Source organism: Streptomyces sp. NBC_01255 (assembly GCF_036226445.1).
In the GTDB taxonomy this organism is placed as follows: domain Bacteria; phylum Actinomycetota; class Actinomycetes; order Streptomycetales; family Streptomycetaceae; genus Streptomyces.
Window position 1 is genome coordinate 2,859,290 of the sequence record NZ_CP108474.1, and the last position, 26,150, is coordinate 2,885,439.

At 72.6% G+C, this 26,150-nt stretch carries 24 protein-coding genes; 19 read left to right on the forward strand and 5 right to left on the reverse strand.

Features of this window, described 5'->3' with window-relative positions; translation table 11 throughout:
- Positions 1–47: 47 nt before the first annotated feature.
- Positions 48–2,465: an endopeptidase La gene (gene lon / locus OG357_RS12410; RefSeq protein WP_329621197.1), complete on the reverse strand. Its 2,418-nt coding sequence runs from the start codon at positions 2,463–2,465 to the stop codon at positions 48–50.
- A 131-nt stretch (positions 2,466–2,596) separates the two neighbouring features.
- Here lon and OG357_RS12415 point away from each other — a divergent pair, with 131 nt between their 5' ends.
- From OG357_RS12415 to OG357_RS12450, 8 genes are read left to right on the forward strand one after another with little or no spacing between them, the layout of a single operon-like run.
- On the forward strand, positions 2,597–3,235 hold the full coding sequence (locus tag OG357_RS12415) for a GNAT family N-acetyltransferase (RefSeq protein WP_329621198.1): 639 nt from the start codon (positions 2,597–2,599) through the stop codon (positions 3,233–3,235).
- Between the two features lie 44 nt (positions 3,236–3,279).
- Complete coding sequence (locus tag OG357_RS12420; RefSeq protein WP_329621199.1) at positions 3,280–3,867, forward strand: hypothetical protein; 588 nt, start codon at positions 3,280–3,282, stop codon at positions 3,865–3,867.
- A gap of 57 nt (positions 3,868–3,924) precedes the next feature.
- Positions 3,925–4,536: an RNA polymerase sigma factor gene (locus OG357_RS12425; RefSeq protein ID WP_329621200.1), complete on the forward strand. Its 612-nt coding sequence runs from the start codon at positions 3,925–3,927 to the stop codon at positions 4,534–4,536.
- Positions 4,533–5,453, forward strand: coding sequence for a zf-HC2 domain-containing protein (locus OG357_RS12430; RefSeq protein ID WP_329621201.1), 921 nt, complete (start codon positions 4,533–4,535; stop codon positions 5,451–5,453). The genes OG357_RS12425 and OG357_RS12430 overlap by 4 nt, the downstream gene beginning before the upstream one ends.
- A complete protein-coding gene (locus OG357_RS12435) occupies positions 5,450–6,265 on the forward strand; it encodes an ATP-binding cassette domain-containing protein (RefSeq protein WP_329621202.1) in 816 nt (271 codons plus the stop codon). The genes OG357_RS12430 and OG357_RS12435 overlap by 4 nt, the downstream gene beginning before the upstream one ends.
- On the forward strand, positions 6,262–6,426 hold the full coding sequence (locus OG357_RS12440) for a hypothetical protein (protein ID WP_329621203.1): 165 nt from the start codon (positions 6,262–6,264) through the stop codon (positions 6,424–6,426). The genes OG357_RS12435 and OG357_RS12440 overlap by 4 nt, the downstream gene beginning before the upstream one ends.
- Entirely contained in the window at positions 6,423–7,748 is a 1,326-nt protein-coding gene (locus tag OG357_RS12445) for a hypothetical protein (RefSeq protein WP_329621204.1), read from the forward strand. The genes OG357_RS12440 and OG357_RS12445 overlap by 4 nt, the downstream gene beginning before the upstream one ends.
- Positions 7,745–8,344, forward strand: a complete 600-nt coding sequence (locus OG357_RS12450; protein WP_329621205.1) for a hypothetical protein — start codon at positions 7,745–7,747, stop codon at positions 8,342–8,344. Before OG357_RS12445 ends, OG357_RS12450 begins: the two co-directional genes overlap by 4 nt.
- A 20-nt stretch (positions 8,345–8,364) precedes the next feature.
- Here the strand turns inward: OG357_RS12450 and OG357_RS12455 are convergent, their stop codons facing one another.
- On the reverse strand, positions 8,365–8,925 hold the full coding sequence (locus tag OG357_RS12455) for a TetR/AcrR family transcriptional regulator (protein WP_329621206.1): 561 nt from the start codon (positions 8,923–8,925) through the stop codon (positions 8,365–8,367).
- A gap of 134 nt (positions 8,926–9,059) precedes the next feature.
- Here OG357_RS12455 and OG357_RS12460 point away from each other — a divergent pair, with 134 nt between their 5' ends.
- Complete coding sequence (locus tag OG357_RS12460; RefSeq protein WP_329621207.1) at positions 9,060–9,668, forward strand: DUF2867 domain-containing protein; 609 nt, start codon at positions 9,060–9,062, stop codon at positions 9,666–9,668.
- Positions 9,669–9,719: 51 nt separating this feature from the next.
- On the opposite strand, the gene OG357_RS12465 is transcribed toward OG357_RS12460, so the two are convergent.
- Positions 9,720–10,361, reverse strand: coding sequence for a TetR/AcrR family transcriptional regulator (locus OG357_RS12465; protein WP_329621208.1), 642 nt, complete (start codon positions 10,359–10,361; stop codon positions 9,720–9,722).
- Positions 10,362–10,522: 161 nt separating this feature from the next.
- On the opposite strand from OG357_RS12465, the gene OG357_RS12470 reads away from it, so the two are divergent.
- From OG357_RS12470 to OG357_RS12505, 8 genes are all read left to right on the forward strand, one after another.
- Positions 10,523–11,809 (forward strand): MFS transporter, encoded by a 1,287-nt coding sequence (locus tag OG357_RS12470; protein WP_329621209.1) that lies wholly within the window; start codon positions 10,523–10,525, stop codon positions 11,807–11,809.
- A 49-nt stretch (positions 11,810–11,858) separates the two neighbouring features.
- A complete protein-coding gene (locus OG357_RS12475) occupies positions 11,859–13,604 on the forward strand; it encodes a glycoside hydrolase family 3 protein (protein ID WP_329621210.1) in 1,746 nt (581 codons plus the stop codon).
- 126 nt (positions 13,605–13,730) lie between these two features.
- Complete coding sequence (gene surE / locus OG357_RS12480; RefSeq protein WP_329621211.1) at positions 13,731–14,792, forward strand: 5'/3'-nucleotidase SurE; 1,062 nt, start codon at positions 13,731–13,733, stop codon at positions 14,790–14,792.
- Between the two features lie 111 nt (positions 14,793–14,903).
- The gene (locus OG357_RS12485) at positions 14,904–15,575 is read left to right on the forward strand and encodes a spermidine synthase (protein WP_329621212.1); all 672 of its coding nucleotides are present in this window, start codon (positions 14,904–14,906) and stop codon (positions 15,573–15,575) included.
- A gap of 71 nt (positions 15,576–15,646) precedes the next feature.
- Positions 15,647–16,384: a response regulator transcription factor gene (locus OG357_RS12490; protein ID WP_056644011.1), complete on the forward strand. Its 738-nt coding sequence runs from the start codon at positions 15,647–15,649 to the stop codon at positions 16,382–16,384.
- Positions 16,381–17,457, forward strand: coding sequence for a HAMP domain-containing sensor histidine kinase (locus tag OG357_RS12495; RefSeq protein WP_329621213.1), 1,077 nt, complete (start codon positions 16,381–16,383; stop codon positions 17,455–17,457). The genes OG357_RS12490 and OG357_RS12495 overlap by 4 nt, the downstream gene beginning before the upstream one ends.
- A 290-nt stretch (positions 17,458–17,747) precedes the next feature.
- Complete coding sequence (locus OG357_RS12500; protein ID WP_329621214.1) at positions 17,748–21,584, forward strand: multifunctional oxoglutarate decarboxylase/oxoglutarate dehydrogenase thiamine pyrophosphate-binding subunit/dihydrolipoyllysine-residue succinyltransferase subunit; 3,837 nt, start codon at positions 17,748–17,750, stop codon at positions 21,582–21,584.
- 105 nt (positions 21,585–21,689) lie between these two features.
- Complete coding sequence (locus OG357_RS12505; protein WP_007266501.1) at positions 21,690–21,875, forward strand: DUF6104 family protein; 186 nt, start codon at positions 21,690–21,692, stop codon at positions 21,873–21,875.
- A gap of 33 nt (positions 21,876–21,908) precedes the next feature.
- Here the strand turns inward: OG357_RS12505 and OG357_RS12510 are convergent, their stop codons facing one another.
- Positions 21,909–22,724 carry a hypothetical protein gene (locus tag OG357_RS12510; protein ID WP_329621215.1) on the reverse strand — a complete coding sequence of 272 codons (816 nt, stop codon included), beginning with the start codon at positions 22,722–22,724 and terminating at the stop codon, positions 21,909–21,911.
- Positions 22,725–22,872: 148 nt separating this feature from the next.
- On the opposite strand from OG357_RS12510, the gene OG357_RS12515 reads away from it, so the two are divergent.
- A complete protein-coding gene (locus OG357_RS12515) occupies positions 22,873–23,733 on the forward strand; it encodes a DUF4097 family beta strand repeat-containing protein (RefSeq protein ID WP_329621216.1) in 861 nt (286 codons plus the stop codon).
- A 1-nt stretch (position 23,734) separates the two neighbouring features.
- Positions 23,735–24,688, forward strand: a complete 954-nt coding sequence (locus tag OG357_RS12520) for a helix-turn-helix transcriptional regulator (protein ID WP_329621217.1) — start codon at positions 23,735–23,737, stop codon at positions 24,686–24,688.
- A 13-nt stretch (positions 24,689–24,701) separates the two neighbouring features.
- Here OG357_RS12520 and OG357_RS12525 read toward each other — a convergent pair whose 3' ends face one another.
- Positions 24,702–26,078 carry a cellulase family glycosylhydrolase gene (locus tag OG357_RS12525; protein ID WP_443066671.1) on the reverse strand — a complete coding sequence of 459 codons (1,377 nt, stop codon included), beginning with the start codon at positions 26,076–26,078 and terminating at the stop codon, positions 24,702–24,704.
- Positions 26,079–26,150: the final 72 nt, after the last annotated feature.

Genomic DNA, 26,150 nt, shown 5'->3' on the forward strand with positions numbered 1-26,150 from the left:
TGCCCCCGAGGGGGACACCCCGCTCGCCGCAGGGGGGTTCGGCCCGGTCAGGCGGCGACGGCCACCGGCACCGCCGCCGGTGCCAGCGCGATCTCCAGGACCTGCCGGACGTCGGTCACCGGGTGGACCTCCAGCTTCTCCAGGATCTCGGCCGGGACGTCGTCCAGATCGGCCTCGTTCCGCTTGGGGATCACGACCGTCGTGATGCCCGCCCGGTGCGCCGCGAGCAGCTTCTGCTTCACGCCGCCGATCGGGAGGACCCGGCCGGTGAGGGAGACCTCGCCGGTCATGGCCACGTCCGTGCGGACCTGCCGGCCGCTCAGCAGGGACGCGAGGGCGGTCGTCATCGTGACGCCCGCGCTCGGCCCGTCCTTGGGGACCGCGCCGGCCGGGAAGTGGATGTGCACGCCCCGGTCCTTGAGTCCGGTGACGGGCAGCTCCAGCTCCGCGCCGTGCGAGCGGAGGAAGGAGAGCGCGATCTGCGCGGACTCCTTCATCACGTCGCCCAGCTGGCCGGTGAGGGTCAGCCCGGCGGCGCCGGTCTCCGGGTCGGCGAGGGACGCCTCCACGAAGAGGACGTCACCGCCCGCGCCGGTCACCGCGAGTCCGGTGGCGACGCCGGGCACCGCCGTGCGGCGCTCCGCCGGGTCCTGCGCCGACTCCGGCACGTGGTGGGGCCGCCCGATGAGGTCCCGCAGGTCGTCCGGGGTGACGGTGAACGGCAGCTCGCGGTCGCCCAGTTCGTGCTGGGCCGTGACCTTGCGGAGCAGCCGCGCGACGGCGCGCTCCAGGGTGCGGACGCCGGCCTCCCGGGTGTACTCCCCGGCGAGCTTCCGCAGGGAGGCGTCCTCCAGGACGACCTCGCCGGGCTCCAGGCCGGCCCGCTCCAGCTGGCGCGGGAGCAGGTGGTCGCGGGCGATGACGACCTTCTCGTCCTCGGTGTACCCGTCGAGCCTGACCAGCTCCATGCGGTCGAGGAGGGCTTCCGGGATGGCTTCGAGGACGTTGGCGGTGGCGAGGAAGACGACGTCGGAGAGGTCGAGTTCGACCTCCAGGTAGTGGTCGCGGAAGGTGTGGTTCTGCGCGGGGTCGAGGACTTCGAGGAGGGCGGCCGCCGGGTCGCCGCGGAAGTCGGAGCCGACCTTGTCGATCTCGTCGAGGAGGACCACCGGGTTCATGGACCCGGCCTCCTTGATCGCCCGGACGATCCGGCCGGGCAGGGCGCCGACGTACGTACGCCGGTGGCCGCGGATCTCCGCCTCGTCCCGCACGCCGCCGAGGGCGACGCGGACGAACTTCCGGCCCATGGCGTGCGCGACGGACTCGCCGAGCGAGGTCTTGCCGACGCCGGGTGGGCCGACGAGGGCGAGGACGGCTCCGCCGCGGCGGCCGCCGACGACGCCGAGGCCGCGCTCGGCCCGCCGCTTTCGCACGGCGAGGTACTCGGTGATGCGCTCCTTCACGTCCTCCAGGCCCGCGTGCTCGGCATCGAGGATCGCCTGGGCGCCCTGGATGTCGTACTGGTCCTCGGTCCTTTCGCTCCAGGGCAGTTCGAGGACGGTGTCGAGCCAGGTGCGGATCCAGGAGCCCTCCGGGGACTGGTCGCTGGACCGCTCCAGCTTGTCGACCTCCTTGAGGGCCGCCTCGCGGACCTTCTCGGGCAGGTCGGCGGCCTCGACGCGGGCGCGGTAGTCGTCGGACTCGTCGGCCGGCGAGTCGGTGCCGTCGCCGAGCTCGCGGAGCTCCTTGCGGACGGCTTCGAGCTGGCGGCGGAGGAGGAACTCGCGCTGCTGCTTGTCGACGCCCTCCTGGACGTCCTTGGCGATGGTCTCGGCGACGTCCTGCTCGGCGAGGTGCTCGCGGAGCTGGGCGGTGGCGAGCCTGAGGCGGGCGACCGGGTCGGCGGTCTCCAGGAGCTCGACCTTCTGCTCGACGGTGAGGAAGGGCGAGTAGCCGGCGTTGTCGGCGAGGGCGCCGACGCCGTCGATCTGCTGGACGCGGTCGACGACCTGCCAGGCGCCGCGCTTCTTGAGCCAGCTGGTGGCCAGCGCCTTGTACTCCCTGACCAGCTCGGTCACGGAGCCGGGCAGCGGATCGGGCAGGGTCTCCTCGACGGCGCTGCCCTCGACCCACAGGGCGCCGCCGGGTCCGGTCGTACCGGCGCCGATGCGTACGCGGCCGAGGGCGCGGATCAGCGCACCGGGGTCGCCGTCGGACAGGCGCCCCACCTGCTCGACGGTGCCGAGGACACCGGTCCCGGCGTAAGTCCCGTCGACGCGGGGCACGAGCAGCACCCGCGGTTTGCCGCCACCGGGGCGGGCGGCGGCCTGGGCGGCCTCGACGGCGGCCCGTACGTCGTTGTCGGACAGGTCCAGCGGCACCACCATTCCGGGCAGCACGACCTCGTCGTCGAGCGGCAGCACAGGCAGAGTGAGCGGCGCGGACGCCGTGGACGCAGAAGCCATGATCTCCCCTTCGGCAGTCAAGTTGAGCTGTACGGACTCAATGCACATGAGCCCGGGAATGTTCCCCGACGGCAGTTCGCTCTGAGCGATCACTCTCGCGCGGGGCCGCGAGCTGCCGGTGTAATACCTCCATGGATATGGGAGCTATTACCTCTGCCTGGGTGGCCGGCTGGACCGTCTCCCGGGAGACGCCACCCGCCGTCGCCGAGCCCTGGGGCTACCGGATCGACGTCGGCCTGCCCCGGCACGTCGTACGCCACGTGCTGCCCGCCCCCGACGCGGCCTCGGTCGGCGCGCTCTGCGAGCGGCTCACCGAGCCGTACAGCTGGCTCAAGGTGATGGCGACCCCGGAGGAGGTGGCGCCGTGGATCACCGAAGGGTGGACGGTCCCCGACGACCCGGGCTTCATGATGGTCAAGCCGCTGGACGCGGGTGCCCGCCCCGCGCCGCCCGAGGGGTACGCGCGGACGACCGAGGTACGGGACGGGGTCATCCGGGTCCGCGTCCTCGCCGCGGACGGCACCCTCGCCGCGCGCGGCCAGATCGCCCCGACCGGCTCCACCGCCGTCGCCGACCAGATCGAGACCGACCCCGCGCACCGGCGGCGGGGCCTCGGCGCGAACGTCATGCGCACCCTGGAGGCGGCCGCCGCGCAGGCCGGCGCCGAGACCGGCGTCCTGGCCGCGACCACGGACGGCCTCGCGCTGTACGACTCCCTCGACTGGCGCTACCGCGGGCCCCTCACCGGGATCGTCCGGTCGGGAACCTGACCGTCCGGCTGCGCGGGCCGCCCTCTACGGGGCATGCTCGATCCATGGTGCGAGGCCGAGGCGTACGGGGGAAGTGGTGCGGGGCCCTGCTGCTGGCGGCGGTCCTGGCCGGCGGCGCGAGCGCCTGCGGGCCGGAGACGCCGCCTGCGTCGGGCGGACCGGCGTCGGGGGTGAGCGCCTCCCCTACGGCCGAGCCGACCCGTACGGCTGACGCGAGCGCGAGCGCGACCGCGGCCACGGCCACGAGCGCGGCCACGACCACGCCCGCTCCCCGGGACGAGCCCCAGCCCGGTGAGGTCCTCGTCGAGGTGGTCGTCAACGGCGGTCTCGCCGGGGTCCGCAACCAGCTCGTCGTCCACTACGACGGCAGCTGGACCAGCCGCTCCGGCACGAAGCCGCCGCGGACCGGGCAGCAGACGCCCGCCGAGGTCGCCGAACTGCGGGCCGCCCTGGAGGACCCGGCGTACGCGCGGGTCCCGAACCGGCCCACCGGCAGCCCGATCGCCGACGGGTTCCAGTACTTCATCACGTACCGCCACCACCTCGTCGTCTCGGGCGACGGCGAACGCCCGCCGGCCCTCCAGCGCGTCTTCGCCGCCCTGCCGGAGGGCGGGCCGCCGACGAACCCCTGAACCAGGGCGTCGGACCCGCCGTGAACCGAACCGGGGTCCGTACGCGATAGAGAGGGCGTGAGACTGTTGCGCCCCTCAGGGGCAGGCCCCACAGGGGGAGACGACGACGCGGCTCTGCTGCGTGCCGTCGCCCGCGGGGACACCGAGGCACTCGCCGTCCTCTACGACCGGCACGCGGGCTGGCTGCACGCCCGGCTCGCCCGCCGCTGCCCGGACGAGGAGACCGTACGGGAGGTCCTCCAGGACACCTTCGTCACGGTCTGGCGCTCGGCCGGCGGCCACCGCGGCCGGGGCGAGGCCGGCGGCTGGCTCTGGGTGATCGCCGCCCGGCGGCTCGTCGACGCCCAGCGCGCCCGGGCCCGTACCGAACGCACCGAACGGGCCGCCGTCGCGGCCGCGCCGCCCGAACCCGCCGCCCCCGCGCCCTCCGCCGAGGACCGCGTGCTCGCGGGCCTGGAGTACGGGGAGGTGGGCGCCGCCCTCGACCGGATCTCGCCCGAGCTCGCCGAGGTCCTGCGGGCGACCGTCGTCGACGGTCTGACGACCCGCGAGACCGCCCGGCTGCTCGGCATCCCCGAGGGCACCGTCAAGACCCGCGCCCTGCGCGCCCGCCGCGAACTGCGCGCCGCCCTAGGCGCCGGCCCGTACCCCCTGGGAGGCACCGCATGACGTCCCCCCGACCCGCGTCCGACCGACCCGCGTCCGACCGGCACGTCACCGACTGGCACGTCACCGACGCGCTGGCCCTCCGGTACGCGGAGGGCTCGGCCCCGGAGACGGACGCCTGGTCCCTGGAGAAGCACGTCGAGTCCTGCTCCCCCTGCGCGGGCCGCGTCTCGGCCGCCGTCCGCGCCGGAGCGGCGGGGCCCGCCCTGGCCGCCGTACGGGCGGAGCTCCTGACGGCCGTGGGGCACCGGCCGGCCGTCGCACCGGCGGCCACGGCGAGCCCCCTCGGACGCGGGGCGCGGCTCTGGTGGGCCGCCGGGCCCGCCCTGCGCGGATCCTGGGTCGTGGCCGTGGCGCTCGTCCTGGGCGGCGCCTTCGCCCTGGCCTACGGCGCCGGGTTCCAGGGCGCGCGGTCCTTGCTGCTCGCCCTCTCCCCGGTCCTCCCGCTCGGCGGGGTCGCCGTCTCGTACGGACGCCACGCGGACCCCCTGTACGAGATCACCGCCGCCACCCCGTCCGGCGGGCTGCGGCTGCTCCTCACCCGTACCGCCGCCGTGCTCGCCGTCTGTGTGCCGCTGCTGACAGTGGGCGGGGCGCTGCTGCCGCCGGTGGCCGGCTTCCCGGGGGTGGCCGCCTGGCTGCTGCCGGGGCTCGCGCTGACCCTGGCGACCCTCGCACTCGGTTCCTTCGTCGGCTGCCGGGCGGCGGCCGCGACCCTCGCCGGCGGGTGGCTGCTCGCCGTGACGGGCCCGCTCCTCGGGCCGCCGGACCTGGGGGTCGGCGGGACGGCCGGCGCCGACGCACTCGCCCTGTACTTCTCCGGCCCTGTGGCACAAGGGAGCTGGGCCGCCGCGGCACTCGCCTGCGCGGCTCTCCTCGTGCTGCGGCGCCGTTCCTTCGACCACTTGGAGACCCGGTGAACCAGCCCGCCACGGTCACGGTGACCGGACTGACCGTCCGGCACCGCCGTACCGTCGCCCTCGACGCGCTCGACCTGTCCTTCGCCCCCGGCGTCCACGGCCTGCTCGGCCCGAACGGCGCCGGGAAGACCTCCCTCATCCGGGTCCTCGCGACCGTCGCCGCGCCCGCCTCCGGGCGGGTGGAGCTCCTCGGCGGGGACGTCGGGAGCCACCGCGAACGCACCGCGATCCGGCGCCGGCTCGGCTACCTGCCGCAGGAGTTCGGCTACTACCCGGGGTTCACGGTCCGGGAGTTCGTCGCGTACGTGGCCTGGCTGAAGGAGGTGCCGGCGGACCGGGCCGCGGCCGCCGTGGAGCGGGCCGTCGAGCGCGTCGGGCTCGCCGACCGGATCGACGCGCTGATGAAGACGCTCTCGGGCGGCATGGTCCGGCGGGCGGGCATCGCCCAGGCCGTCGTGAACGAACCGGAGCTGCTGCTGCTCGACGAACCGACGGCCGGCCTCGACCCGGAGCAGCGGGTCGACTTCCGGGCGCTGCTGCGCGAGCTCGGCACGGAGGCGACGGTGGTGGTCTCCACGCACCTGGTGGAGGACGTCGCCGCGGCGTGCACCGAGGTCGCCCTGATCGAGGCGGGGCGGCTCGCCTTCCGCGGCTCGACCACCGAACTCGCCGCGCTCGGCGGCGAGTCGGCCGACCCGGGCGACACGACGACGAACGCGATCGAGCGCGGCTACACGGCCGCCCTCCGCGCCCACCGCGAGCGCACCGGCGCGCCCGGCACCGGGCAGCGCGTGAAGGAGCGGCTCCGATGACCACGGCACCCGTCCCGGGCCCGTACGAGGACGCCTCCCCGGCCCCGGCACCCGCCCCCGGCCCCGGCCCCGGCCCCGGCCCGCACGCAAGCGCCTCCCCGACCGCCGCAGCCCCCGCCGCAGCCCCCGCCCCGGCCCTCCCGAAGGAGCCGCTCCGATGACCGCGACCCTCACTCCGCCGCGCGCGGAGGGGCCGGCGCCCGTGCGCGCGCCCGCCCCGCTCCGTTCCGAGCTGCGCCGCGGCCTCGGTCCCTGGGCCGGTGCCGCCGTCGCGCTCACCGTCCTGGTGACGATGTACGGCAAGGCGCCCGAATGGCAGGGCCGTTGGGCCGATGCGACCAACCTGCTCCACGTCGCCGCCGGACTCCTCTGCGGACCCCTCGCACTCGCGGCGGGCTGCTGGCAGGGCGGCCGGGACCGGCGGCGCGGGACGACGGAGCTGTGGGATTCCGTCCCCCGCTCCCCGCTGCGCCGCCTCCTGGTCGCGGTCGCCCCGTCCGCGTTCTGGCCCGCCGCCGGGCTGCTGCTCGCCGACGCCGTCTGCCTCCTCGCCACCTGGCCGTACGTCTCCGCGGGGCGCCCCTACCTCGAACTCCTCGCCGCCGACGCGGTCGCCGTCGCCGCCCTCGGCGCGGTCGGTCATCTCGCCGGGCGGGTCATCCGGTGGCGGCTGACGGCCCCGCTGCTCGGGATCGTCGGGTACGTCGTCCTCGGGCTCGGCGCCTACACGGAGGGCGCCGCGCGCTGGCTCTCCCCGGCGGGCGAGCATCAGGGCATCTGGGACCGGCCGGTGTGGTGGTTCGGCCCGGTGTCGATGGCGTGGACGGCGGGGCTCGCGCTCGCCGCGCTCCTCGCGTACGGGCTGCGCCCGGCGCGCCTCCGGGTGATCGCCCTGGTCCCGCTGGCGGTCGCGGTCGGCGCCGCCGGCCAGATCCAGCGGCTGCCGGCGGATGTCGGCCCGTGGCGCCCGGACCCGGCCCTGTCGCGGCAGGTCTGCGACGACGGCTCGCCGCAGGTCTGCCTGACGGCGGTGGACGAGGGACTGCTGCCCGACATCTCAGCTGCTCTCGCCCCGCTGAGCGCGCGCCTCAAGGGGGTGCCCGGCGCCCCGGTCCGCTGGGTGAGCGGCCTGGGCGGACCCGCGCGCCCCGGAGACGTCGCGCTGCCCGCCGCCGGGCAGGACGCGGTACGCGGCCGGCTCGCCCACCCCGATCTGTACCTCAACGCTGCCGTGAACTGGCTGTTCTCGGACTCCTGCGAGTCCGGCGACGGCGCAGGTCCGAACGCCGAGCGGGCGAGTCAGGTCAACCTCGCCGTGATCGAGTGGCTGGCCCCGACCCCCGCCGACTACGGCCCCGACACCACCGGCGCCCAGCCCTACATCGACCGGCTGGAAGCCAAGTCCCCGGCCGAGCAGCGCGCTTACCTCACCCGCTTCCTGGCCGCGAACACCTGCCACCCGGACGAGGTGCCGATCCCGTGAGGCACTACGTACGCTCCCGTGGCCTGCCCGGCGCGCTGGCCGCGCTGCTCGGCACGGCGGCGGCCGCCGCCTGGGCGGCCTGGTGGCTGGTGTCGCTGCCGGACTTCGACCACACGGCGCGGCTGCCGGTCGTGGTTTTCGGCCCGCTGCTCGCGGCGGGGGTGATCGGGACGAGTCTGCACACGCCGAGCGACGAGCTGGACCGTACGGCGGTACGGGCCTGGTGGCCCCTCCGTCTCGCGCACGTCCTCGCGCCGACCGCGCTGGCCGTGGTCCTGCTCGCGCTCGGGGTGCCGGGGCACGCGGAGGAGTTCGGCGCGCCCGCCGCCGTACGCAACACCCTGGGCATGGTGGGCCTGGCAGCGGCCGCCGCCACCGTCGTCGGTGCCCGGCTGAGCTGGCTGCCGCCGACCTTCTACGCCGGAGCGGTCTATCTGGCGGCCCCCTCCGGCACGGACGGCGGCGCGGCCTGGTGGGCCTGGGTGATGCGCCCCGGCCCGGAGGGCGAGGCGTGGGCGGTGGCCGCCGTCGCCTTCGCGGCGGGTACGGCGCTGTACGCGTGGCGGGGCTCCCGCCGTACGACCGGCGAGTCCTGACCCCCAGGGCGACAGCGCGCCTACCTGAGCAGCCAGTCCCTCGTCAGTTCCGTCATCTCCGCGGGTGTGCGCCCGCCGTGGTCGACCGCCATGAAGCGGTCGGCCACGCGCAGGGAGAAGACGATCAGACAGCGCACCTCGACGTCGTCCTCGTCGGCGCAGAAGTCCCGGAAGAGCGAACGCAGGTACTCCATGCGCCGGTTGTCGGTGCGGCGGAGGCGTTCGGCGACGGTCTCGTCGCGCCGGGCCCAGTCGCGGACGGCGAGGTCGACGGTGAGCCCGGTCACCGGTCCGTCGGCGACGTGGTGGACGAAGTCGAAGAGCCGGGCGAGTTTGGCGCGACCCTCTCCCCCGCCGCTCTCGATCCGCTCGATGACCGCGTCCGCGACCTCGCGCTCCCAGGTGTCGAGCATCTCGGCGAGCAGGGCGTCGCGGTTGGCGAAGTACCCGTAGAAGCCGCCCTTGCTGACGCCGAGGGCCTGGGCCAGCGGTTCGATCCGTACGGCCTCCGGGCCGCCCTCGGCGAGCGCGCGGAGGCCCTCCTCGATCCACCGGCCCCGCGGTGTGCGGATCGCGCCCATGGTGTGTCCCTCCTCACCTCGCCACTCCTCCACCCGACTATACGGTGCCGTACAGACGCGTCTACGCTTGATCTATACGCCACCGTATACACATGGACAGGCGTAGGAATCGACGGAGGAACAGGGGTACGACCATGAAGCTTCCCCGCACCGCGCACACCTCCCGCCCGTGGCGGATCCACGAGGTCGCCCGGGACTTCCGGATCGAGGACGTGTGGGAGCTGCCCGTCACGGGCGACCCGGACGAACTCGACCGCCTGGTACGACAGTTCACGAACAGCGACGACACCGCCCTCTCGGCGCCCGTGGTCCGCACACTCTTCGCAATCCGCTGGAAACTGGGGGCGCTGCTCGGCTGGGACAAGGCCGACGCCGGTCTCGACGGGCGCGCGGGCTCCCTCCGAGAGCGGCTGCCGGAGGACCTGCGCGCGGGGGCACGCGGGCCCGATCTCCGGGCCGTGCCGTTCACGTCCGTCTACCAGACGCACGACGAGTGGGTGGCGGAGAGCGCCAACCGGACCGTGCACGCGGTGATGCACATCGGCTGGGTCGCGGACCCCGCCCCCGGCGAGCCGGACCGCCACCGCGCGCGGATGGCCGTCCTGGTGAAGCCCAACGGCTTGCTCGGCGCCGTCTACATGGTGGGAATCAAGCCCTTCCGGTACCTGGGCGTGTATCCGAGGGTGCTGGGCGCGATCGGCCGCGAGTGGGAGGCAGGCAAGGCCAAGGAGGCTGCTGCCTGACAGGAAGGAGGCAACCGGACAGGAAGGCGGCGACCCGACCCGACGGCCCCGTCACCCCCGCGGCGCCGCCATCTCCGCGTACTGCCGCGCCAGGAAGGACCGGACGCGCGCGGGCATGTCCATCGACTCCGGGTCCAGCGCCCACTGGATCTGCAGGCCGTCCATGACGGCGATGTGCTCCTGGCCGACGGCCCGGCAGTCGATGCCGGCGCGCAGCTCGCCGCGCCGCACGGCCTCCTCCAGGAGGTCGACCGTGTGCTGGAGCACGCGCGCGTAGCGCTCCTTGAAGTACTGGTGGGCGGGGTGGCCGACATTGCCGGACTCGCCCACCAGGACGTTGTACATCCGGACGATGCCGGGGCGCCGGGTGTTCTCCTCGATCAGCGCGACCACGGTGTCCAGGTAGGCCGCGTACGAGTCAGGCGTGACGCTGAACAGGCGCTCTATGTCGTGCTGTTCGCTCTGCCCGAGGACCGACAGGAGCAGGTCCTCCTTGCTGCGGAAGTGGTGCAGCAGTCCGCCCTGGGTGATCCCGCAGTCGTTGGCGATCCGGGCGAGCGAGGAGGCGTGGAAGCCGTACCGCCCGAAGTGCTCGACGGCGGTGTCCAGGATCTTCTGACGGCGCGCGTCCCCGACCGCGTAGCTACCCCGGCCTGCGGTTTTGCGGGGCGTCGGTTCCTTCTTCTCCGGCATGGGTCCCACCCTAGCCGGGGCCGAATCCCCTCCCGGAGAAGGTCTTTGGGCCTGTGATCCAGGACACATTCCAGAAACCTAGTGGTCACTCGGTTTTCACGCTTAGCCTGACGTCGCCGAAGGCCGACACCGCTGTCGGCCCGTGAACGACGGAGTCCCTCATGGCCATCACCCACGACCCGGCGGCCGTCACCACCACCGCCCCCGAGGTCACCGCCCCGCCGCCCGCCAAGGCCCCCGGCACCCTGATATTCGGCCTCGCCTTCGCCCAGCTCGGGCTGATGGTCGCCGTCCTCACCCCGGTGATGGTCACCCTCGCCCTCCGCGTCGCCCAGATCGCCCCGGAGGCCGAGCGCGGCAGCGCCCTCGGCAAGGTGCTCTCCCTCGGCGCGGTCCTCGCGATGATCGGCAACCCGGTCTTCGGCGCCCTCTCCGACCGCACGACCAGCCGCTTCGGCCGGCGCCGCCCCTGGCTCGTCGGCGGCATGACGGTCGGCCTCGCCGGACTCGCGATCGTCGGCACCGGCGGCAGCGTCCCGGTCCTGATGCTCGGCTGGGCCGTCGCCCAGCTCGGCTGCAACGCCGCGATGGCCGCCCTGGTCTCCTGCATCCCCGACCTCGTACCGCCCCGGCAGCAGGCCCGGGTCTCCGGCATCGTCGGCATGATGACGTCGATCGCGATGATCCTCGGCACCTTCCTCGCGAACGCCTTCGACACCTCCCTGGCCCTGGCCTTCCTCGTCCCGGCCGTCATCGGCCTCGCCTCGGTGGTCTACCTCTCCGCCGTGATGAAGGACCGCCCGGCGCGGGCCGGGGCCTTCGCGCCGTACGGCTTCCGCGAGTTCCTGCGCAGCTTCTGGGTCTCCCCGCGCGAGCACCCCGACTTCGCCTGGAACTTCGTCGGCCGCTTCCTGGTCTTCGTCGGCATCTCCTGCGTCACCAGCTACCAGGTGTACTTCCTGATGGACCGGCTCGGGTACGGCCAGGACGAGGTCTCGGGGAAGCTCTTCACCGGCACGGTCGCCATGGTGGTCGCGGTGATCGCCGGCTCCCTCCTCGGCGGCGTCCTCTCCGACGGCTCCGGCCGCCGCAAGCCGTACGTCCTCGCCTCCTCGGTCGTCATCGGCGCCGGCCTCGCCCTGATCGCGACCGCCCACTCCTTCGGGATGTTCGTCCTCGCGCTGGTCGTCTTCGGCTTCGGCGAGGGGCTCTACCTCTCCGTGGACGTGGCCCTCGCGGCGGCCGTCCTGCCGAACCCCGAGGAGTCCGCCAAGGACATGGGCGTCCTCAACATCGGCAATGCCCTCCCGCAGTCGCTCGTGCCGATCGCGGCCCCCGCGATCCTCGCGATCGGGGGCGGCGGCAACTACGGCGCGCTCTTCCTCTTCGGCGGCGTGGCCTGTGTCCTCGGCGCGATCGCCGTCCAGTTCATCCGCTCGGTCAAGTAATCCGGCAAGTAATCCGGCAATCCGGTCACGCAAGCAGGGACGTACGAACATGCACCCCTACCAGGACGCCACCCGCCCCGTCGACGAGCGCGTGGAGGATCTCCTCGCCCGGATGACCCCGGAGGAGAAGGCCGGCCAGCTCTTCCACTCCATGCTGATGATGAACCCCGACGGCACCCCGGTGACCGACACGGACGGTTCGATGCTGCCGCTCACCACCCCCGAGCTCATCGAGGACCGGCAGCTCACCCACTTCAACCTCCTCGGCACCTACGGCGCCCGCGAGATGGCGCTCTGGCACAACGCGATCCAGGAGATGGCCGCGGGCACCCGCCTCGGCATCCCGGTCTCGCTCTCCACCGACCCGCGCCACGCCTTCACCGACAACATCGGCGCCTCCTTCAACGCCGGCGCGTTCTCCGCCTGGCCCGAGGCGCTCGGCCTCGCCGCCATCGGCGACCCCGAGCTGGTCTTCGCCTTCGCCGACACCGTCCGCCGCGAGTACCTCTCCGTCGGCTTCCGTACGGCGCTCCACCCGCAGATCGACCTCGCGACCGAGCCCCGCTGGTCCCGCCAGTCCGGCACCTTCGGCTCCGACGCGAAGCTGACGGGCGAGCTGGTGGAGGCGTACGTCCGCGGTCTCCAGGGCGAGCGCCTCGGCAAGGACTCGGTGGCCGCGATGGTCAAGCACTTCCCCGGCGGCGGCCCGCAGAAGGACGGCGAGGACCCGCACTTCCCGCACGGCAAGGAGCAGGTCTACCCGGGCGGGATGCGGGAGCACCACCTGGAGCCGTTCAAGCACGCGATAGCGGCCGGCTGCGCGCAGATGATGCCGTACTACGGCCAGCCGGTAGGCACCGACTGGGAAGAGGTCGGCTTCGGCTTCAACAAGGGCGTCATCACGGGCCTGCTCCGCGAGGAGCTCGGCTACACCGGCATCGTCTGCACCGACTGGGGCCTGCTCACGGACGCGGCGATCTTCGGCGAGACGCACGAGGCGCGGGCCTGGGGCGTCGAGCACCTGAGCGTGGCCGAGCGGACGGCGAAGGCCCTGGACGCGGGCGTGGACCAGTTCGGCGGCGAGCAGTGCCCCGAGGTGATCGTGGACCTGATGGCCTCGGGCCGGATCTCCGAGGCCCGTGTCGACGCGTCCGTACGACGCCTGCTGCGCGAGAAGTTCGTCCTCGGGCTCTTCGACGAGCGCCGGTACGTCGACCCCGACGAGGCCGCGGAGACCGTCGGCCGCGCCGACTTCACGGCCGCGGGCGCCGCCGCCCAGCGCCGCTCCCTCACCGTCCTCACCGACGGCCCGCTCCCCGTGTCGGGACGGCCGAAGCTGTACGTGGAGAACGTCGACCCGGCAGTCGCCGCGGAGTACGGGGACGTCGTCGCCGACCCGGCCGAGGCCGACCTCGCGGTGCTGCGGCTGCGCACCCCGTACGAGGAGCGGCCCAACATCTTCGAGTCGTTCTTCCACTCCGGCTCGCTCGCCTTCGCCGAGCCCGAGCTGACCCGGATCCTGGGTCTGCTCGCCGCCGTGCCGACGGTCGTCTGCGTCAACCTGGAGCGGCCGGCGGTCCTGCCGGAGATCGCCGAGCGGGCGGCGGCGCTGATCGCCGACTTCGGTGCGAGCGACGAGGCCCTGCTCGACGTGGCCTTCGGGCGGGCGAAGGCCGAGGGACGGCTGCCCTTCGAGCTGCCGCGCTCGATGGCGGCGGTGGAGGCGGCCCGTCCTGACGTGCCGAACGACACGGCGGACCCGGTGTTCGCCCACGGCCACGGGCTCTCCCTGTAGGCCGCATCACCCACAGACCGCGGGGGACCTGAACGACCCCGCGTAATGATCCGGGGCCTCCCCGTGGGGGGCGAGGCCCCGGATCTCTTCTCCCTGCCCGCATGTCATGCACCTGAAGGGTTCTCCATGCGCAAGTACGTCGCACTGTCCGCGGCCTCCGTCATGCTCGTCAGCCTGGGCGCCACCGCCTACGCCACCACGGACACCACCTCCGGCCCCCGGCCGCTCGCCGGGATGCGGATCCTGATCTCCAACGACGACTCGATGCAGGCCGCGAAGGCGAGCAACTCCGACGGCCTCGGCCTGTACGAGCTGCGCCGCGCGATGTGCGCCGCCGGCGCCGACGTCGTCGTGATGGCCCCCTGGCAGGTGCAGTCCGGCAAGGGCACCGCCGTCACCAACGGCGGCGCCGTCACCGCCCAGCGCCGCACCGCCCTGCCCGCCGGGTACGAGAACGACTGCGCGGGCGCCCCCGCGCAGGGCGCGGTCTACGGCGTCTGCCTCTCCGACGGCCCCTGCACCAAGGACTCCGCGAGCGCCACCCCCGCCGACACCGTCAAGCTCGCACTGCGCGGCGGCCTCAGAGCCAAGGCCGGCTGGACCGAGGCCCCCGACCTCGTCCTCACCGGCATCAACTCCGGCCCCAACATCTCCGCCAGCGTCAACGACTCCGGCACCGTCGGCGCCGCCGTCGCCGCCATCGACCAGGAGGTCCCGGCCCTCGCCTTCTCCTCCTCCGGCGACGCCACCAACACCTCCTTCCCGCGCGTCAACTACCGCGCCCACGCCGAGTTCGGCGCCCGTCTCGTCGCCGGTCTGAAGCAGCGCGGGCTGCTCACCTCGAAGTTCGCCCTCAAGGTCGACTACCCCGACGTCAGCGCCGGCGTGCCGGCCAAGGCCCCGGTCTGGACGCGCGTCGGCGACGGGGCGGTCGTCTTCCACGCGTTCGAGCAGCGCGGGAACAGCGACGCCTTCGACATCGCGCTCGGCCTCTGCCCGTTCGACGGCAGCGGCGAGGGCGAGTGCGCCGAGGGCCGGAAGGACGCCGACTCCACCTGGCTCCTCGACAAGGGCCACGTCACGATCGCCCCGATCACCTGGGACCGCACGTACGGCACCCCGGTCGACGCCCGCCGCGAGCTGAACCGGATCGAGCGGTTCGTCGAGCACGAGGCTCCGCGCCCGTAACCCCGTAACCCCGTGACCGCGCGACTCCGTTAAGTGTTTGTCCCGGCCGTCCCCGCCCCGCGAGGATGGCCGGGACCACCCACTGCCGAGCCGAGAGCGGAGTGACCGACGTTGACCAGCCCCGTGACACTCGACCGCCGGGACGGGCCGTACGGAGAAGTCGTGCTGCGCCGTCGGGCCGAGCACTTCGAGATCATCGCCAACGGCACCTTCCTGATGGACACCTCCGACGGGCGCTCCGAGCGGCTCCTCGTCGACGCGGCCCTGGCCGCCCTCCCCGAGGAGTCCCGCTCCGGGGCCTCCGTCCTCGTCGGCGGCCTCGGCGTCGGCTTCTCCCTCGCGCACGCGGCGGCCGACCCGCGCTGGGGCCGGATCGTCGTCGCCGAGCGTGAGGGGGCGATCATCGACTGGCACCGGGAAGGGCCGCTCTCCGCGATCTCCGGGAGCGCGCTGGCCGATCCGAGGACCGTGATCCTGCACACGGACCTGGTGACCTACCTCCGCACCTCCTCCGACACCTACGACGCCCTCTGTCTGGACATCGACAACGGGCCGGACTGGACGGTCACCGAGGACAACGAAACCCTGTACTCGGCCGAGGGGTTGGCGGCCTGCGCGGCCCGCCTGAACCCCGGCGGCATCCTCGCCGTATGGTCCGCGCGACCCTCGGTCGATTTCGAAGACTCGTTGCGGAATGCCGGATTCAGCGGGGTACGGACCGAAGAGATCCCCGTTGCCCGGGGCGTCCCCGATGCGGTGCACCTCGCCGCCCGCCCCCGATAACTCCTGGATAGCCGGGACACCACCCGTACCTCTAGGCTGCTGCACCGACATCGGCGACGCGAGGCGGGGCAATGGAGCAGACACACACCACTCACCACGGTGCGGCGGCCACTCCCGGGGCCCAGCGGCGGGTGCTCGTGGTCGAGGACGACGCGACGATCGTCGAGGCGATCTCCGCGCGGCTGCGCGCCGAGGGCTTCCTCGTGCAGACAGCGACGGACGGCCCGGCGGCCGTCGACGCCGCCGAGGCCTGGCAACCGGACCTGATGGTCCTGGACGTGATGCTCCCGGGCTTCGACGGCCTGGAGGTGTGCCGCCGGGTCCAGGCGCAGCGCCCGGTGCCCGTCCTCATGCTCACGGCCCGGGACGACGAGACCGACATGCTGGTCGGGCTCGGCGTCGGCGCGGACGACTACATGACGAAGCCGTTCTCGATGCGCGAGCTCGCCGCCCGGGTGCACGTCCTGCTGCGCCGGGTCGAGCGGGCCGCGCTGGCGGCCGTCACCCCGCGCAGCGGGATCCTGCGCCTCGGCGAGCTGGAGATCGACCACGCGCAGCGCCGGGTCCGGGTGCGTTCCGAGGACGTGCACCTGACGCCGACCGAGTTCGACCTGCTGGTCTGTCTGGCGAGCACCCCGAGGGCGGTCCTCTCGCGCGAGCAGCTTCTCGCGGAGGTGTGGGACTGGGCGGACGCCTCCGGCACCCGGACCGTGGACAGCCACATCAAGGCGCTGCGCCGGAAGATCGGGGCCGAGCGCATCCGTACGGTCCATGGCGTGGGGTACGCGCTGGAGACCCCGGCGCCGTGACACGGCGGCCGGGGAGGCGGATCGTCATCTCGATCAAGACCAAGCTGGGGGCCCTGGTCGTCGGCGCGGTCCTGCTGACCTCGTGTCTCGCCCTGGTGGCGATCCGCACCTCCACCGAGTTCCGGTACATCACGATCTTCGCGATGATCGCGACACTGCTGATCACCCAGTTCGTGGCGCAGTCCCTGACGGCTCCGCTCGACGAGATGACCACGGTGGCCGGGTCGATCTCGCGCGGCGACTTCAGCCGCCGGGTGCGGGGCGCGGACCGGCGGGACGAGCTGGGCGACCTCGCCTCGACGATCAACCGCATGGCGGACGACCTGGAGGCCGTCGACCGGCACCGCAAGGAGCTGGTCGCCAATGTCTCGCACGAGCTGCGCACCCCGATCGCCGCGCTCCGGGCCGTCCTGGAGAACGTCGTGGACGGGGTGTCCGAGGCCGATCCGGAGACGATGCGCTCGGCGCTGAAGCAGACGGAGCGGCTGGGCCGGCTGGTGGAGACGCTGTTGGACCTGTCACGTCTTGACAACGGTGTCGTCACGCTGAAGGCAAGCCGTTTCGAGGTCTGGCCGTACCTCTCGGGCGTGCTGAGGGAGGCGAACCTCGCCGCGTCCCAGCGCGGCCTGTTCTCCACGTCGGGGCTGCACAACCGTACGGACGTGCATCTGCACCTGGACGTGTCGCCGCCCGAGCTGGTCGCCCACGCGGACGCGGAGCGGCTCCACCAGGTGATGGCCAATCTGATCGACAACGCGGTGAAGCACTCGCCGCCGCACGGCCGGGTCACGGTCCGGGCCCGGCGCGGCCCGTATCCGGACTCGCTGGAGCTGGAGGTCGAGGACGAGGGCCCCGGCATCCCGGAGTCGGAGCGGCACAAGGTCTTCGAGCGGTTCAACCGCGGCACGGCGGCGCACCGGCAGGGTCCGGGCAGCGACGGCGGCACCGGGCTGGGGCTCGCGATCGCCCGCTGGGCCGTGGATCTGCACGGTGGCGGGATCGGCGTGGCCGAATCGTCACGCGGCTGCCGCATCCGGGTCACTCTTCCGGGCAGCCTTCCACCAAGAGATTGACGTAGGGTTCGAACCGGAAGAGCACGTTCTGCGTGTACGTGAGCGGGACCTGCGTGCACGTGAACGGGGTGCGATCAGGGATGCGGTCGAAGAGGGCCGTGCCCCCGCTTTTCCGTACCCTCACACGTACGGAACCCCGCTTGTTTCCCGCCATTCATGGTCCCGAAACACCTCGTCAAGTGTGACTTGCGCGACGTTGGAGTGCCTGGCCTGCACCTCCCGGCCGGGTAGGCGTAGCCTTTATTTCCGCTGTCCATCACCTTGTGAAGCGGAAGAGGGCGGTTGCCGCCGTGTCGTCTCAGTCCCCCAGTACCCCGAGCTCCCCGACCGACCAAGACGGGCAGGGTCAGAACCCTGCAGCCGCCTTCGGTGCCAATGAGTGGCTCGTCGACGAGATCTACCAGCAGTACCTCCAGGACCCGAATTCGGTCGATCGTGCCTGGTGGGACTTCTTCGCCGACTACAAGCCGGGAGCGTCGGCGACCCCGACCGCCCCGGCCCCCACCACGACCACTCAGAGCGCGCCCGCCGCGCCGCAGGCGGGCCCCGCACAGGCCGCACCTGCCGCTCCGGCGGCCGCTCAGGCCTCCGTGCCCGCTCCGGCCCCGGCTCCCGCCGCGGCTCCGGCGCCGGCTCCGGCCAAGCCCGTCGCGGCCCCTGCCGCTCCGGTCGCCCCGGTCGCCGCCAGGCCCGCCGCCGCTCCGGCGCCGGTCGTCAAGGCCAAGGAGGCCACCACGGCCCCCGTCGGCCCGGAGCTGATCACGCTGCGCGGCCCCGCCGCCGCGGTCGCGAAGAACATGAACGCCTCGCTGGAGGTGCCGACGGCCACGTCCGTCCGCGCCGTCCCGGTGAAGCTGCTCTTCGACAACCGGATCGTGATCAACAACCACCTGAAGCGTGCCCGGGGCGGGAAGATCTCCTTCACGCACCTCATCGGCTACGCGATGGTGCAGGCGATCAAGGCCATGCCGTCGATGAACTACTCCTTCGCGGAGAAGGACGGCAAGCCGACCCTGGTCAAGCCGGAGCACGTCAACTTCGGTCTCGCGATCGACCTGGTGAAGCCCAACGGCGACCGCCAGCTCGTCGTCGCGGGCATCAAGAAGGCCGAGACGCTCAACTTCTTCGAGTTCTGGCAGGCGTACGAGGACATCGTCAAGCGGGCCCGCGTGGGCAAGCTGACGATGGAGGACTTCACCGGCGTCACGGTCTCCCTGACCAACCCCGGCGGCCTCGGCACCGTCCACTCCGTGCCGCGTCTGATGCCCGGACAGTCGGTCATCATGGGCGTCGGCTCGATGGACTACCCGGCCGAGTTCCAGGGCACGTCCCAGGACACCCTGAACAAGCTGGGCATCTCGAAGGTCATGACCCTGACCTCGACCTACGACCACCGGGTCATCCAGGGTGCCGCCTCCGGCGAGTTCCTGCGCGTCGTCGCGAACTACCTCCTCGGCGAGCAGGGCTTCTACGACGACATCTTCAAGGCGCTGCGCATCCCCTACGAGCCGGTCCGCTGGCTCAAGGACATCGACGCGTCGCACGACGACGACGTCACCAAGGCCGCGCGCGTCTTCGAGCTCATCCACTCCTACCGGGTCCGCGGCCACGTCATGGCCGACACCGACCCGCTGGAGTACAAGCAGCGCAAGCACCCCGACCTGGACATCACCGAGCACGGCCTCACCCTGTGGGACCTCGAGCGGGAGTTCGCGGTCGGCGGCTTCGCCGGCAAGTCGATGATGAAGCTCCGCGACATCCTCGGCGTCCTGCGCGACTCGTACTGCCGCACCACGGGCGTCGAGTTCATGCACATCCAGGACCCGAAGCAGCGCAAGTGGATCCAGGACCGCGTCGAGCGCCCCCACGCCCGTGTGGAGCGCGAGGAGCAGCTGCGGATCCTGCGCCGTCTGAACGCCGCCGAGGCCTTCGAGACCTTCCTGCAGACGAAGTACGTCGGCCAGAAGCGCTTCTCCCTGGAGGGCGGCGAGTCCGTCATCCCGCTGCTCGACGCGGTCATCGACTCGGCCGCCGAGTCGCGCCTCGACGAGGTCGTCATCGGCATGGCCCACCGCGGCCGTCTGAACGTCCTCGCGAACATCGTGGGCAAGTCGTACGCGCAGATCTTCCGCGAGTTCGAGGGCAACCTCGACCCGAAGTCGATGCACGGCTCCGGCGACGTCAAGTACCACCTGGGCGCCCAGGGCACCTTCACCGGTCTCGACGGCGAGGAGATCACGGTCTCCCTGGCCGCCAACCCCTCGCACCTCGAGGCGGTCGACCCGGTCCTGGAAGGCATCGTCCGCGCCAAGCAGGACGTCATCAACAAGGGCGGCACGGACTTCACCGTCCTGCCGATCGCCCTCCACGGTGACGCGGCCTTCGCCGGCCAGGGCGTCGTGGCCGAGACCCTGAACATGTCCCAGCTGCGGGGCTACCGCACCGGCGGCACGGTCCACATCGTCATCAACAACCAGGTGGGCTTCACCGCCGCCCCGGAGTCCTCGCGCTCCTCGATGTACGCGACCGACGTGGCCCGCATGATCGAGGCGCCGATCTTCCACGTGAACGGCGACGACCCGGAGGCCGTGGTCCGCGTGGCGCGGCTCGCCTTCGAGTTCCGCCAGACGTTCAACAAGGACGTGGTGATCGACCTCATCTGCTACCGCCGCCGCGGTCACAACGAGGGCGACAACCCGCAGTTCACCAACCCGCAGATGTACAACCTGATCGACAAGAAGCGTTCGGTGCGCAAGCTGTACACCGAGTCGCTGATCGGTCGCGGCGACATCACCCTCGAGGAGGCGGAGCAGGCGCTCCAGGACTTCCAGGGCCAGCTGGAGAAGGTGTTCGCGGAGGTCCGCGAGGCCACCGCGGCGCCGACCCCGGCGCACGTCCCGGACGCCCGCGCCGAGTTCCCGGTCTCCGTCACCACGGCGGTCTCCGCCGAGGTCGTGAAGCGGATCGCCGAGTCGCAGGTCACCATCCCGGAGCGGATCACGGTCCACCCGCGACTGATGCCGCAGATGCAGCGCCGCGCCGCCTCCATCGACGACGGCACCATCGACTGGGGCTTCGGCGAGACCCTCGCCATCGGCTCCCTGCTGATGGAGGGCACCCCGGTCCGGCTCTCCGGCCAGGACTCCCGTCGCGGCACCTTCGGCCAGCGCCACGCGGTGCTGGTGGACCAGGAGACCGGCGAGGACTTCACCCCGCTGCTCTACCTGGCCGACGACCAGGCCCACTACAACGTCTACGACTCGCTGCTCAGCGAGTACGCGGCGATGGGCTTCGAGTACGGCTACTCGCTGGAGCGCCCGGACGCCCTGGTCGTCTGGGAGGCCCAGTTCGGTGACTTCGTCAACGGCGCGCAGACCGTCGTCGACGAGTTCATCTCCTCGGCCGAGCAGAAGTGGGGCCAGACCTCCGGCGTCACGCTGCTCCTGCCGCACGGCTACGAGGGCCAGGGCCCGGACCACTCGTCCGCTCGCCCGGAGCGCTTCCTCCAGATGTGCGCCCAGGACAACATGACGGTCGCCATGCCGACGCTGCCGTCGAACTACTTCCACCTGCTGCGCTGGCAGGTCCACAACCCGCACCACAAGCCGCTCATCGTCTTCACCCCGAAGTCGATGCTGCGTCTGAAGGCCGCGGCGTCGAAGGTGGAGGAGTTCACCACCGGCGGCTTCCGCCCGGTGATCGGCGACACGCTCATCTCCTCCGGAGCCGGCAACGCGGCGGACGTCCGCAAGGTCGTCTTCTGCGCGGGCAAGGTCTACTACGACCTGGAGGCCGAGCGTCAGAAGCGGGGCGACACGGAGACCGCGATCATCCGTCTCGAGCGTCTGTACCCGCTGCCGGGTGCCGAGCTCCAGGCCGAGATCGCCAAGTACCCGAACGCCGCGAAGTACATCTGGGCGCAGGAGGAGCCGGCGAACCAGGGTGCCTGGCCGTTCATCGCGCTCAACCTGATCGACCACCTGGACCTGGCGGTCGGCGCGGACATCCCGGCGGGCGAGCGCCTGCGCCGGATCTCGCGTCCGCACTCCTCCTCCCCGGCGGTCGGCTCGGCCAAGCGCCACCAGGCGGAGCAGCAGCAGCTGGTCAACGAGGTCTTCGACGCCTGATCGACCGGAGTACGTCCCGGAGTACGTACGGAGGCCCGGCACCCCTGGTGGGTGCCGGGCCTCCGGCGTTCCGTGGACCTCGGGGACACGGCCTATCCTTGGCGCATGTACTTCACCGACCGTGGCATCGAGGAACTGGAGAAGCGGCGAGGCGAGGAGGAAGTCACCTTCGAGTGGCTCGCCGAGCAGCTGCGCACGTTCGTCGACCTCAACCCCGACTTCGAGGTGCCGGTCGAGCGCCTCGCGACCTGGCTGGCCCGTCTGGACGACGAGGACGAGGACGACGAGTAGGAAGCGTTCCCGGCCGCGCCGTCAGCCGTGGAGTCAGCGGTCCCGCAGCCGGTCGTAGGCCAGTCCGAGCGCGCCGTGCGCGACGAGCAGCGCCCCCGCCGTCGTCCAGCCGCCGCTGCGCCGTCCGATCCCCCAGACCAGCAGCGGCACGCCCGCCGCGAGTTGCGCCCCGCCCAGGACCCGCGCCCTGGGGCCGCGCAGGTACGGGCCGAGGGGCCCTTCCTCCACCACGTCCAGCTCGGCCCGCACGGCATCGCGCCAGCCGGGCCATTCGAGCTGCTCGGCGCCCTGCGCGAGGGCGACGGAGCGGAGCCGGTCGGCGCTGTCGCCGGGGACGAGTCCGGTCGGCAGGGCGAGGCCGGTGCGGGCGAGAACCGCGACGACACCGACGAGCCGGCGGTGGGCGTCGGCCTCCGGGTCGGGTTCGGTGAGCGGTTCCAGGGCCTGCACGTCCAGGACGGGGTCGAGGGCGAGCCGGGCGGCGAAGGTACGCATGGCCTCGTCCTCGCCGACGGGCGTGCCGTCCGCGAGCCAGGTGTAGCCGACGGTGCGGCGGAAGCCCGCGGCGAGCGTGATCCCGGCCCGGTCGCGGTCCCACCACAGGGCGAGGACGGGCCAGGTCGCGGCGGAGACGGCCAGGGCGGTGGCCCAGCCGGTGACGACCTGTTCGACGGGCTCCCCGCCGTGGAGCCAGGGCTTCCCCTCCGGTACGAGCACGCTCCAGTCGTCGCCCGCGGGGGCGAGGAGCAGCTGTTCCCGCAGGAGCTGGGCCGGCGGTCTGACCGCCGTCGGGTCGGCACGGCAGAGCAGCAGTGCCCCTGAGGGACTCGATCCGGATGTCGCGTTCATTCCCCCACGCTAGCCACTTTGTCCGTGTACGGCGGTGATTGCCCCCTGCATATCGGGGAAGAGTCAGGGTTGACTTCCCCCAACCGCGACATATCGTGTCTATCGAGAGTCGCGATATGTTGCGTTGTCGAAACGGGAGGCCAGCACCATGACAGAGTGGACCGTCACCAAGCCGACGAGGCTCGCCCCGGCCGATCCCGTCACGCGCCTGCAGGTCCGCATCGTCAGCGGCACGGTGAACGTGGTGGGGACGGAAGAGAGTTCCACCCACGTCGAGATCTCCGAGATCGAGGGCCCGCCGCTGATCGTGTCGCAGGACGGTTCCACCCTGACCGTGACCTACGAGGACCTGCACTGGAAGAACCTCCACAAGTGGTTCGACCGCAAGGGCCACCGGCGCCGCGCCGTCGTCTCCGTCGCCGTCCCCGCGGGCGTCGACGTCGAGGTGGGCGCGGTCGACGCCGAAGCGGTCGTCTCCGGCATCAGAGGACGTACGGAAGTGCGCGGCGTCACGGGCGACACGACCCTCCTCGGGCTCTCCGGTCCGGTCCACGCCGAGAGCGTCTCCGGAAGCCTGGAGGCCCAGTCGGTCACGGGCGCTCTGCGGATCAGCTCGGCGACGGGCGCCGTCACCGTGATCGAGGGCGCGGGCGGCTCCGTGAAGGCCGAGACCATCAGCGGTGACATGGTCATCGACCTCGACCCGGGCGAGCTCGACGGGCCGCCCGTCGACATCCAGCTCAGCAGCGTCTCCGGTCAGGTCGCCATCCGGCTGCCGCACCCGACCGACGCCAGGGTGGAGGCGAGCACGACGATCGGCTCCGTGTCGAACGCCTTCGAGGATCTGCGGGTGACCGGAGAGTGGGGCACCAAGTCCGTCACCGGCACACTGGGTTCCGGGCGGGGCACGCTCACGGCGACCACCGTCTCCGGCTCCATCGCCCTCCTCCGCCGCCCCGAGGCGGCCTCCCCCTCGGCTTCCCCCTCCGCGACCGGAAAGGTGCTCTGACATGCCGCCCGTCTTCGCCCATGGCCGCCTCCGCCTCTACCTCCTCAAGCTCCTCGACGAGGCCCCCCGCCACGGCTATGAGGTGATCCGGCTCCTGGAGGAGCGCTTCCAGGGGCTCTACGCGCCCTCGGCCGGCACGGTCTACCCGAGGCTCGCCAAGCTGGAGGCCGAAGGCCTCGTCACCCACGCCAGCGCGGGCGGCCGGAAGGTCTACTCGATCACCGACGCGGGCCGGGCCGAGCTGGCCGGCCGCGGGGCCGAACTGACCGATCTGGAGCGGGAGATCCGCGACTCGGTGTCGGAGCTGGCGGCGGAGATCCGCGACGACGTACGCGGCGCGGCCGGCCGGGTGCGCAGCGAGATGCGCGCGGCGGCGGGGCAGGCGCGGGCGGCGGAGAGCGCGTCGTTCGCCGACGCCAAGGAGGAGCTGCGCCGGGCCAAGCAGGAGTGGAAGGAACAGGCCCGCCAGGCCAAGGCGGAGGCCCAGTCGGCCCGCCACCAGGCGAAGGAGTTCCAGCGCATCGCCCAGCAGGTCCAGGAGGAGGTCCAGGACCGGTTCTCGCACGGTGACTGGCCCACGGGGGTCTGGGAGGGCCTCTCGGACATCACGGCACAGCTCGGCGGTCTGGTGGCGGGCACGGCCCATCCGAAGGCGACGGCCAGGGCGACCGGAGCCGCAGGTTCGTCCGGAGCCGCAGAGGAAGCCGTGGTGTCCGACTCCGCCGACGAGGCGGAGTGGGCGCCGGACCGCGCGCCGGAGTGGGCGCGTGACACGGAAGGTTCGGGCGACCCGGGCCGTGATCTCGACCGGCTGCTCGACCGCTTCCGGGACGAGATCCGGGACGCGGCCCGGGACCACGGAGTGAGCGGGGAGCAGCTGACCGAGACCCGCCGCCATCTGTCGACGGCGGCGGTCCGGATCACGGACCTGCTGAACGGGCAGCGCACGAGCTGACGAGCGGGCCGGGTCAGCCCCGGGTGGCGGTGACCGTCACCCGGGCGCCCGGGGCCGCGAGGATCCAGGCCCTCCCCCGGTCCTTGCGGAGTACGAGCGCCCCGCCCCGGGCCGTCACCCGCCAGTCGCCGGGCGGGAGCGAGAGCTCGGTGACGCGGGGGCCGCGACGCCCCGCGGAGTCGTACGACAGGCGGTAGACCCCCGTCGCCGCGTCGTAGGCCGCGGAGCGGACCGTGCCCGCGACGGCCTCCGCGTACGGCTCGGCGGTCAGTTCCTTGTTCGTGCGGAAGGCGCCGGTGCCGTCCACCGCGCAGTACCCGCCGCCGTAGCACCACTCCCAGCCCGCCCAGCCCGAGCTGTAGCGGCCGAGGGAGGACATCGCCTCGCGGTAGAAGCGGTTCATGTTCGGCAGGGAGTTGTTGAGCGGGCCCCACTCCCCCACCACGACAGGCACCTTGTACTCCTTGGGGTACAGCGTGACGGCCTGCTCGTAGTTCTCGACCCAGCGGGCGTCGGGGTCGTAGTCGGTGCCCGCCTCCATGCCGGCGTTGTAGAAGTGCGGAGCGTAGACGATCCGGGGGTCGTCGATCCGTCCGAGTCCGGTGGGCACCCCCTCGCCGACGATGGGGGTCGGCTCGACGAAGATCCAGGTGTCCGGGTCGACCGAACGGATCGTGTCCGCCATCCGGTTGTACATCGGGGTCAGCTGCTCGCGTTCGATGCGGCGGGCCGCCGTCGCCAGGTCCTCGCCCTCCCCCATCTCGCCCATCGGCTCGTTGATCAGGTCGTAGCCGAGGACGGCGGGGTGGTCCTCGAAGCGGTCGGCGAGCACCCGCCACATGCGGGCCTGGGCGAGCCGGAGGTCCTCGTCCTCGTACAGGTGGGTGAAGGCCCGCTGGACGGCCGGCTCGAAGTACTCGGAGAACCAGTCGTCGGGGTGCGGGGTGAAGGGCAGTCCGTCGGTCCTGGTCGCCCACTCGGGGATGCCCCGATGGCCGAAGGCCGGGCCGAAGACGTCCTGGTGGGCGTCGAGGACCACGGTGACGTCGTGCTTCTCGGCCCAGCCCAGGATGCGCTCGATCTTGCGCAGATAGGCCTGGCTGTACTGGCCGGGGCGGGGCTCCAGGTCGTCCCAGAAGACGAGGAGTCGGGCGAAGTTGAAGCCCTTGGCGCGCATGTCGCGGATGTGCTTCTCGGTGATCGCGGAGAGGGCGGCGTCGCCGCTGTTCGCCTTGTCCGCGAGGTTCCAGCCGCGCAGGGTGAGGGTGCGGCCGTACGCGTCGGTGAGGGCGGGGATGCCGTCACCGCCCGCGCCCCCGGTCTCGGCATGGGCGGCCGTCGGGGTGAGCAGCGCGGCGACGACGGCACTCGCCACAAGGGTGGTTCGCAACAAGGAAGACCTCCGGCACGAGGATGTGAGAGATGTTCATGTTTCGTGTGCCGGAGATCCCATCAGTATTAC

What these genes read in the sequence shown, in the direction of transcription:
- OG357_RS12505 (WP_007266501.1), top strand. Translation starts at nt 21,690, where the DNA reads ATGTACTTCACCGACCGTGGCATCGAGGAACTGGAGAAGCGGCGAGGC.
- OG357_RS12465 (WP_329621208.1), bottom strand. Translation starts at nt 10,361, where the DNA reads ATGCCGGAGAAGAAGGAACCGACGCCCCGCAAAACCGCAGGCCGGGGT.
- lon (WP_329621197.1), bottom strand. Translation starts at nt 2,465, where the DNA reads ATGGCTTCTGCGTCCACGGCGTCCGCGCCGCTCACTCTGCCTGTGCTG.
- OG357_RS12415 (WP_329621198.1), top strand. Translation starts at nt 2,597, where the DNA reads ATGGATATGGGAGCTATTACCTCTGCCTGGGTGGCCGGCTGGACCGTC.
- OG357_RS12475 (WP_329621210.1), top strand. Translation starts at nt 11,859, where the DNA reads ATGCACCCCTACCAGGACGCCACCCGCCCCGTCGACGAGCGCGTGGAG.
- OG357_RS12520 (WP_329621217.1), top strand. Translation starts at nt 23,735, where the DNA reads ATGCCGCCCGTCTTCGCCCATGGCCGCCTCCGCCTCTACCTCCTCAAG.
- OG357_RS12445 (WP_329621204.1), top strand. Translation starts at nt 6,423, where the DNA reads ATGACCGCGACCCTCACTCCGCCGCGCGCGGAGGGGCCGGCGCCCGTG.
- OG357_RS12420 (WP_329621199.1), top strand. Translation starts at nt 3,280, where the DNA reads ATGGTGCGAGGCCGAGGCGTACGGGGGAAGTGGTGCGGGGCCCTGCTG.
- OG357_RS12460 (WP_329621207.1), top strand. Translation starts at nt 9,060, where the DNA reads ATGAAGCTTCCCCGCACCGCGCACACCTCCCGCCCGTGGCGGATCCAC.
- OG357_RS12440 (WP_329621203.1), top strand. Translation starts at nt 6,262, where the DNA reads ATGACCACGGCACCCGTCCCGGGCCCGTACGAGGACGCCTCCCCGGCC.
- OG357_RS12510 (WP_329621215.1), bottom strand. Translation starts at nt 22,724, where the DNA reads ATGAACGCGACATCCGGATCGAGTCCCTCAGGGGCACTGCTGCTCTGC.
- OG357_RS12430 (WP_329621201.1), top strand. Translation starts at nt 4,533, where the DNA reads ATGACGTCCCCCCGACCCGCGTCCGACCGACCCGCGTCCGACCGGCAC.
- surE (WP_329621211.1), top strand. Translation starts at nt 13,731, where the DNA reads ATGCGCAAGTACGTCGCACTGTCCGCGGCCTCCGTCATGCTCGTCAGC.
- OG357_RS12470 (WP_329621209.1), top strand. Translation starts at nt 10,523, where the DNA reads ATGGCCATCACCCACGACCCGGCGGCCGTCACCACCACCGCCCCCGAG.
- OG357_RS12515 (WP_329621216.1), top strand. Translation starts at nt 22,873, where the DNA reads ATGACAGAGTGGACCGTCACCAAGCCGACGAGGCTCGCCCCGGCCGAT.
- OG357_RS12490 (WP_056644011.1), top strand. Translation starts at nt 15,647, where the DNA reads ATGGAGCAGACACACACCACTCACCACGGTGCGGCGGCCACTCCCGGG.
- OG357_RS12455 (WP_329621206.1), bottom strand. Translation starts at nt 8,925, where the DNA reads ATGGGCGCGATCCGCACACCGCGGGGCCGGTGGATCGAGGAGGGCCTC.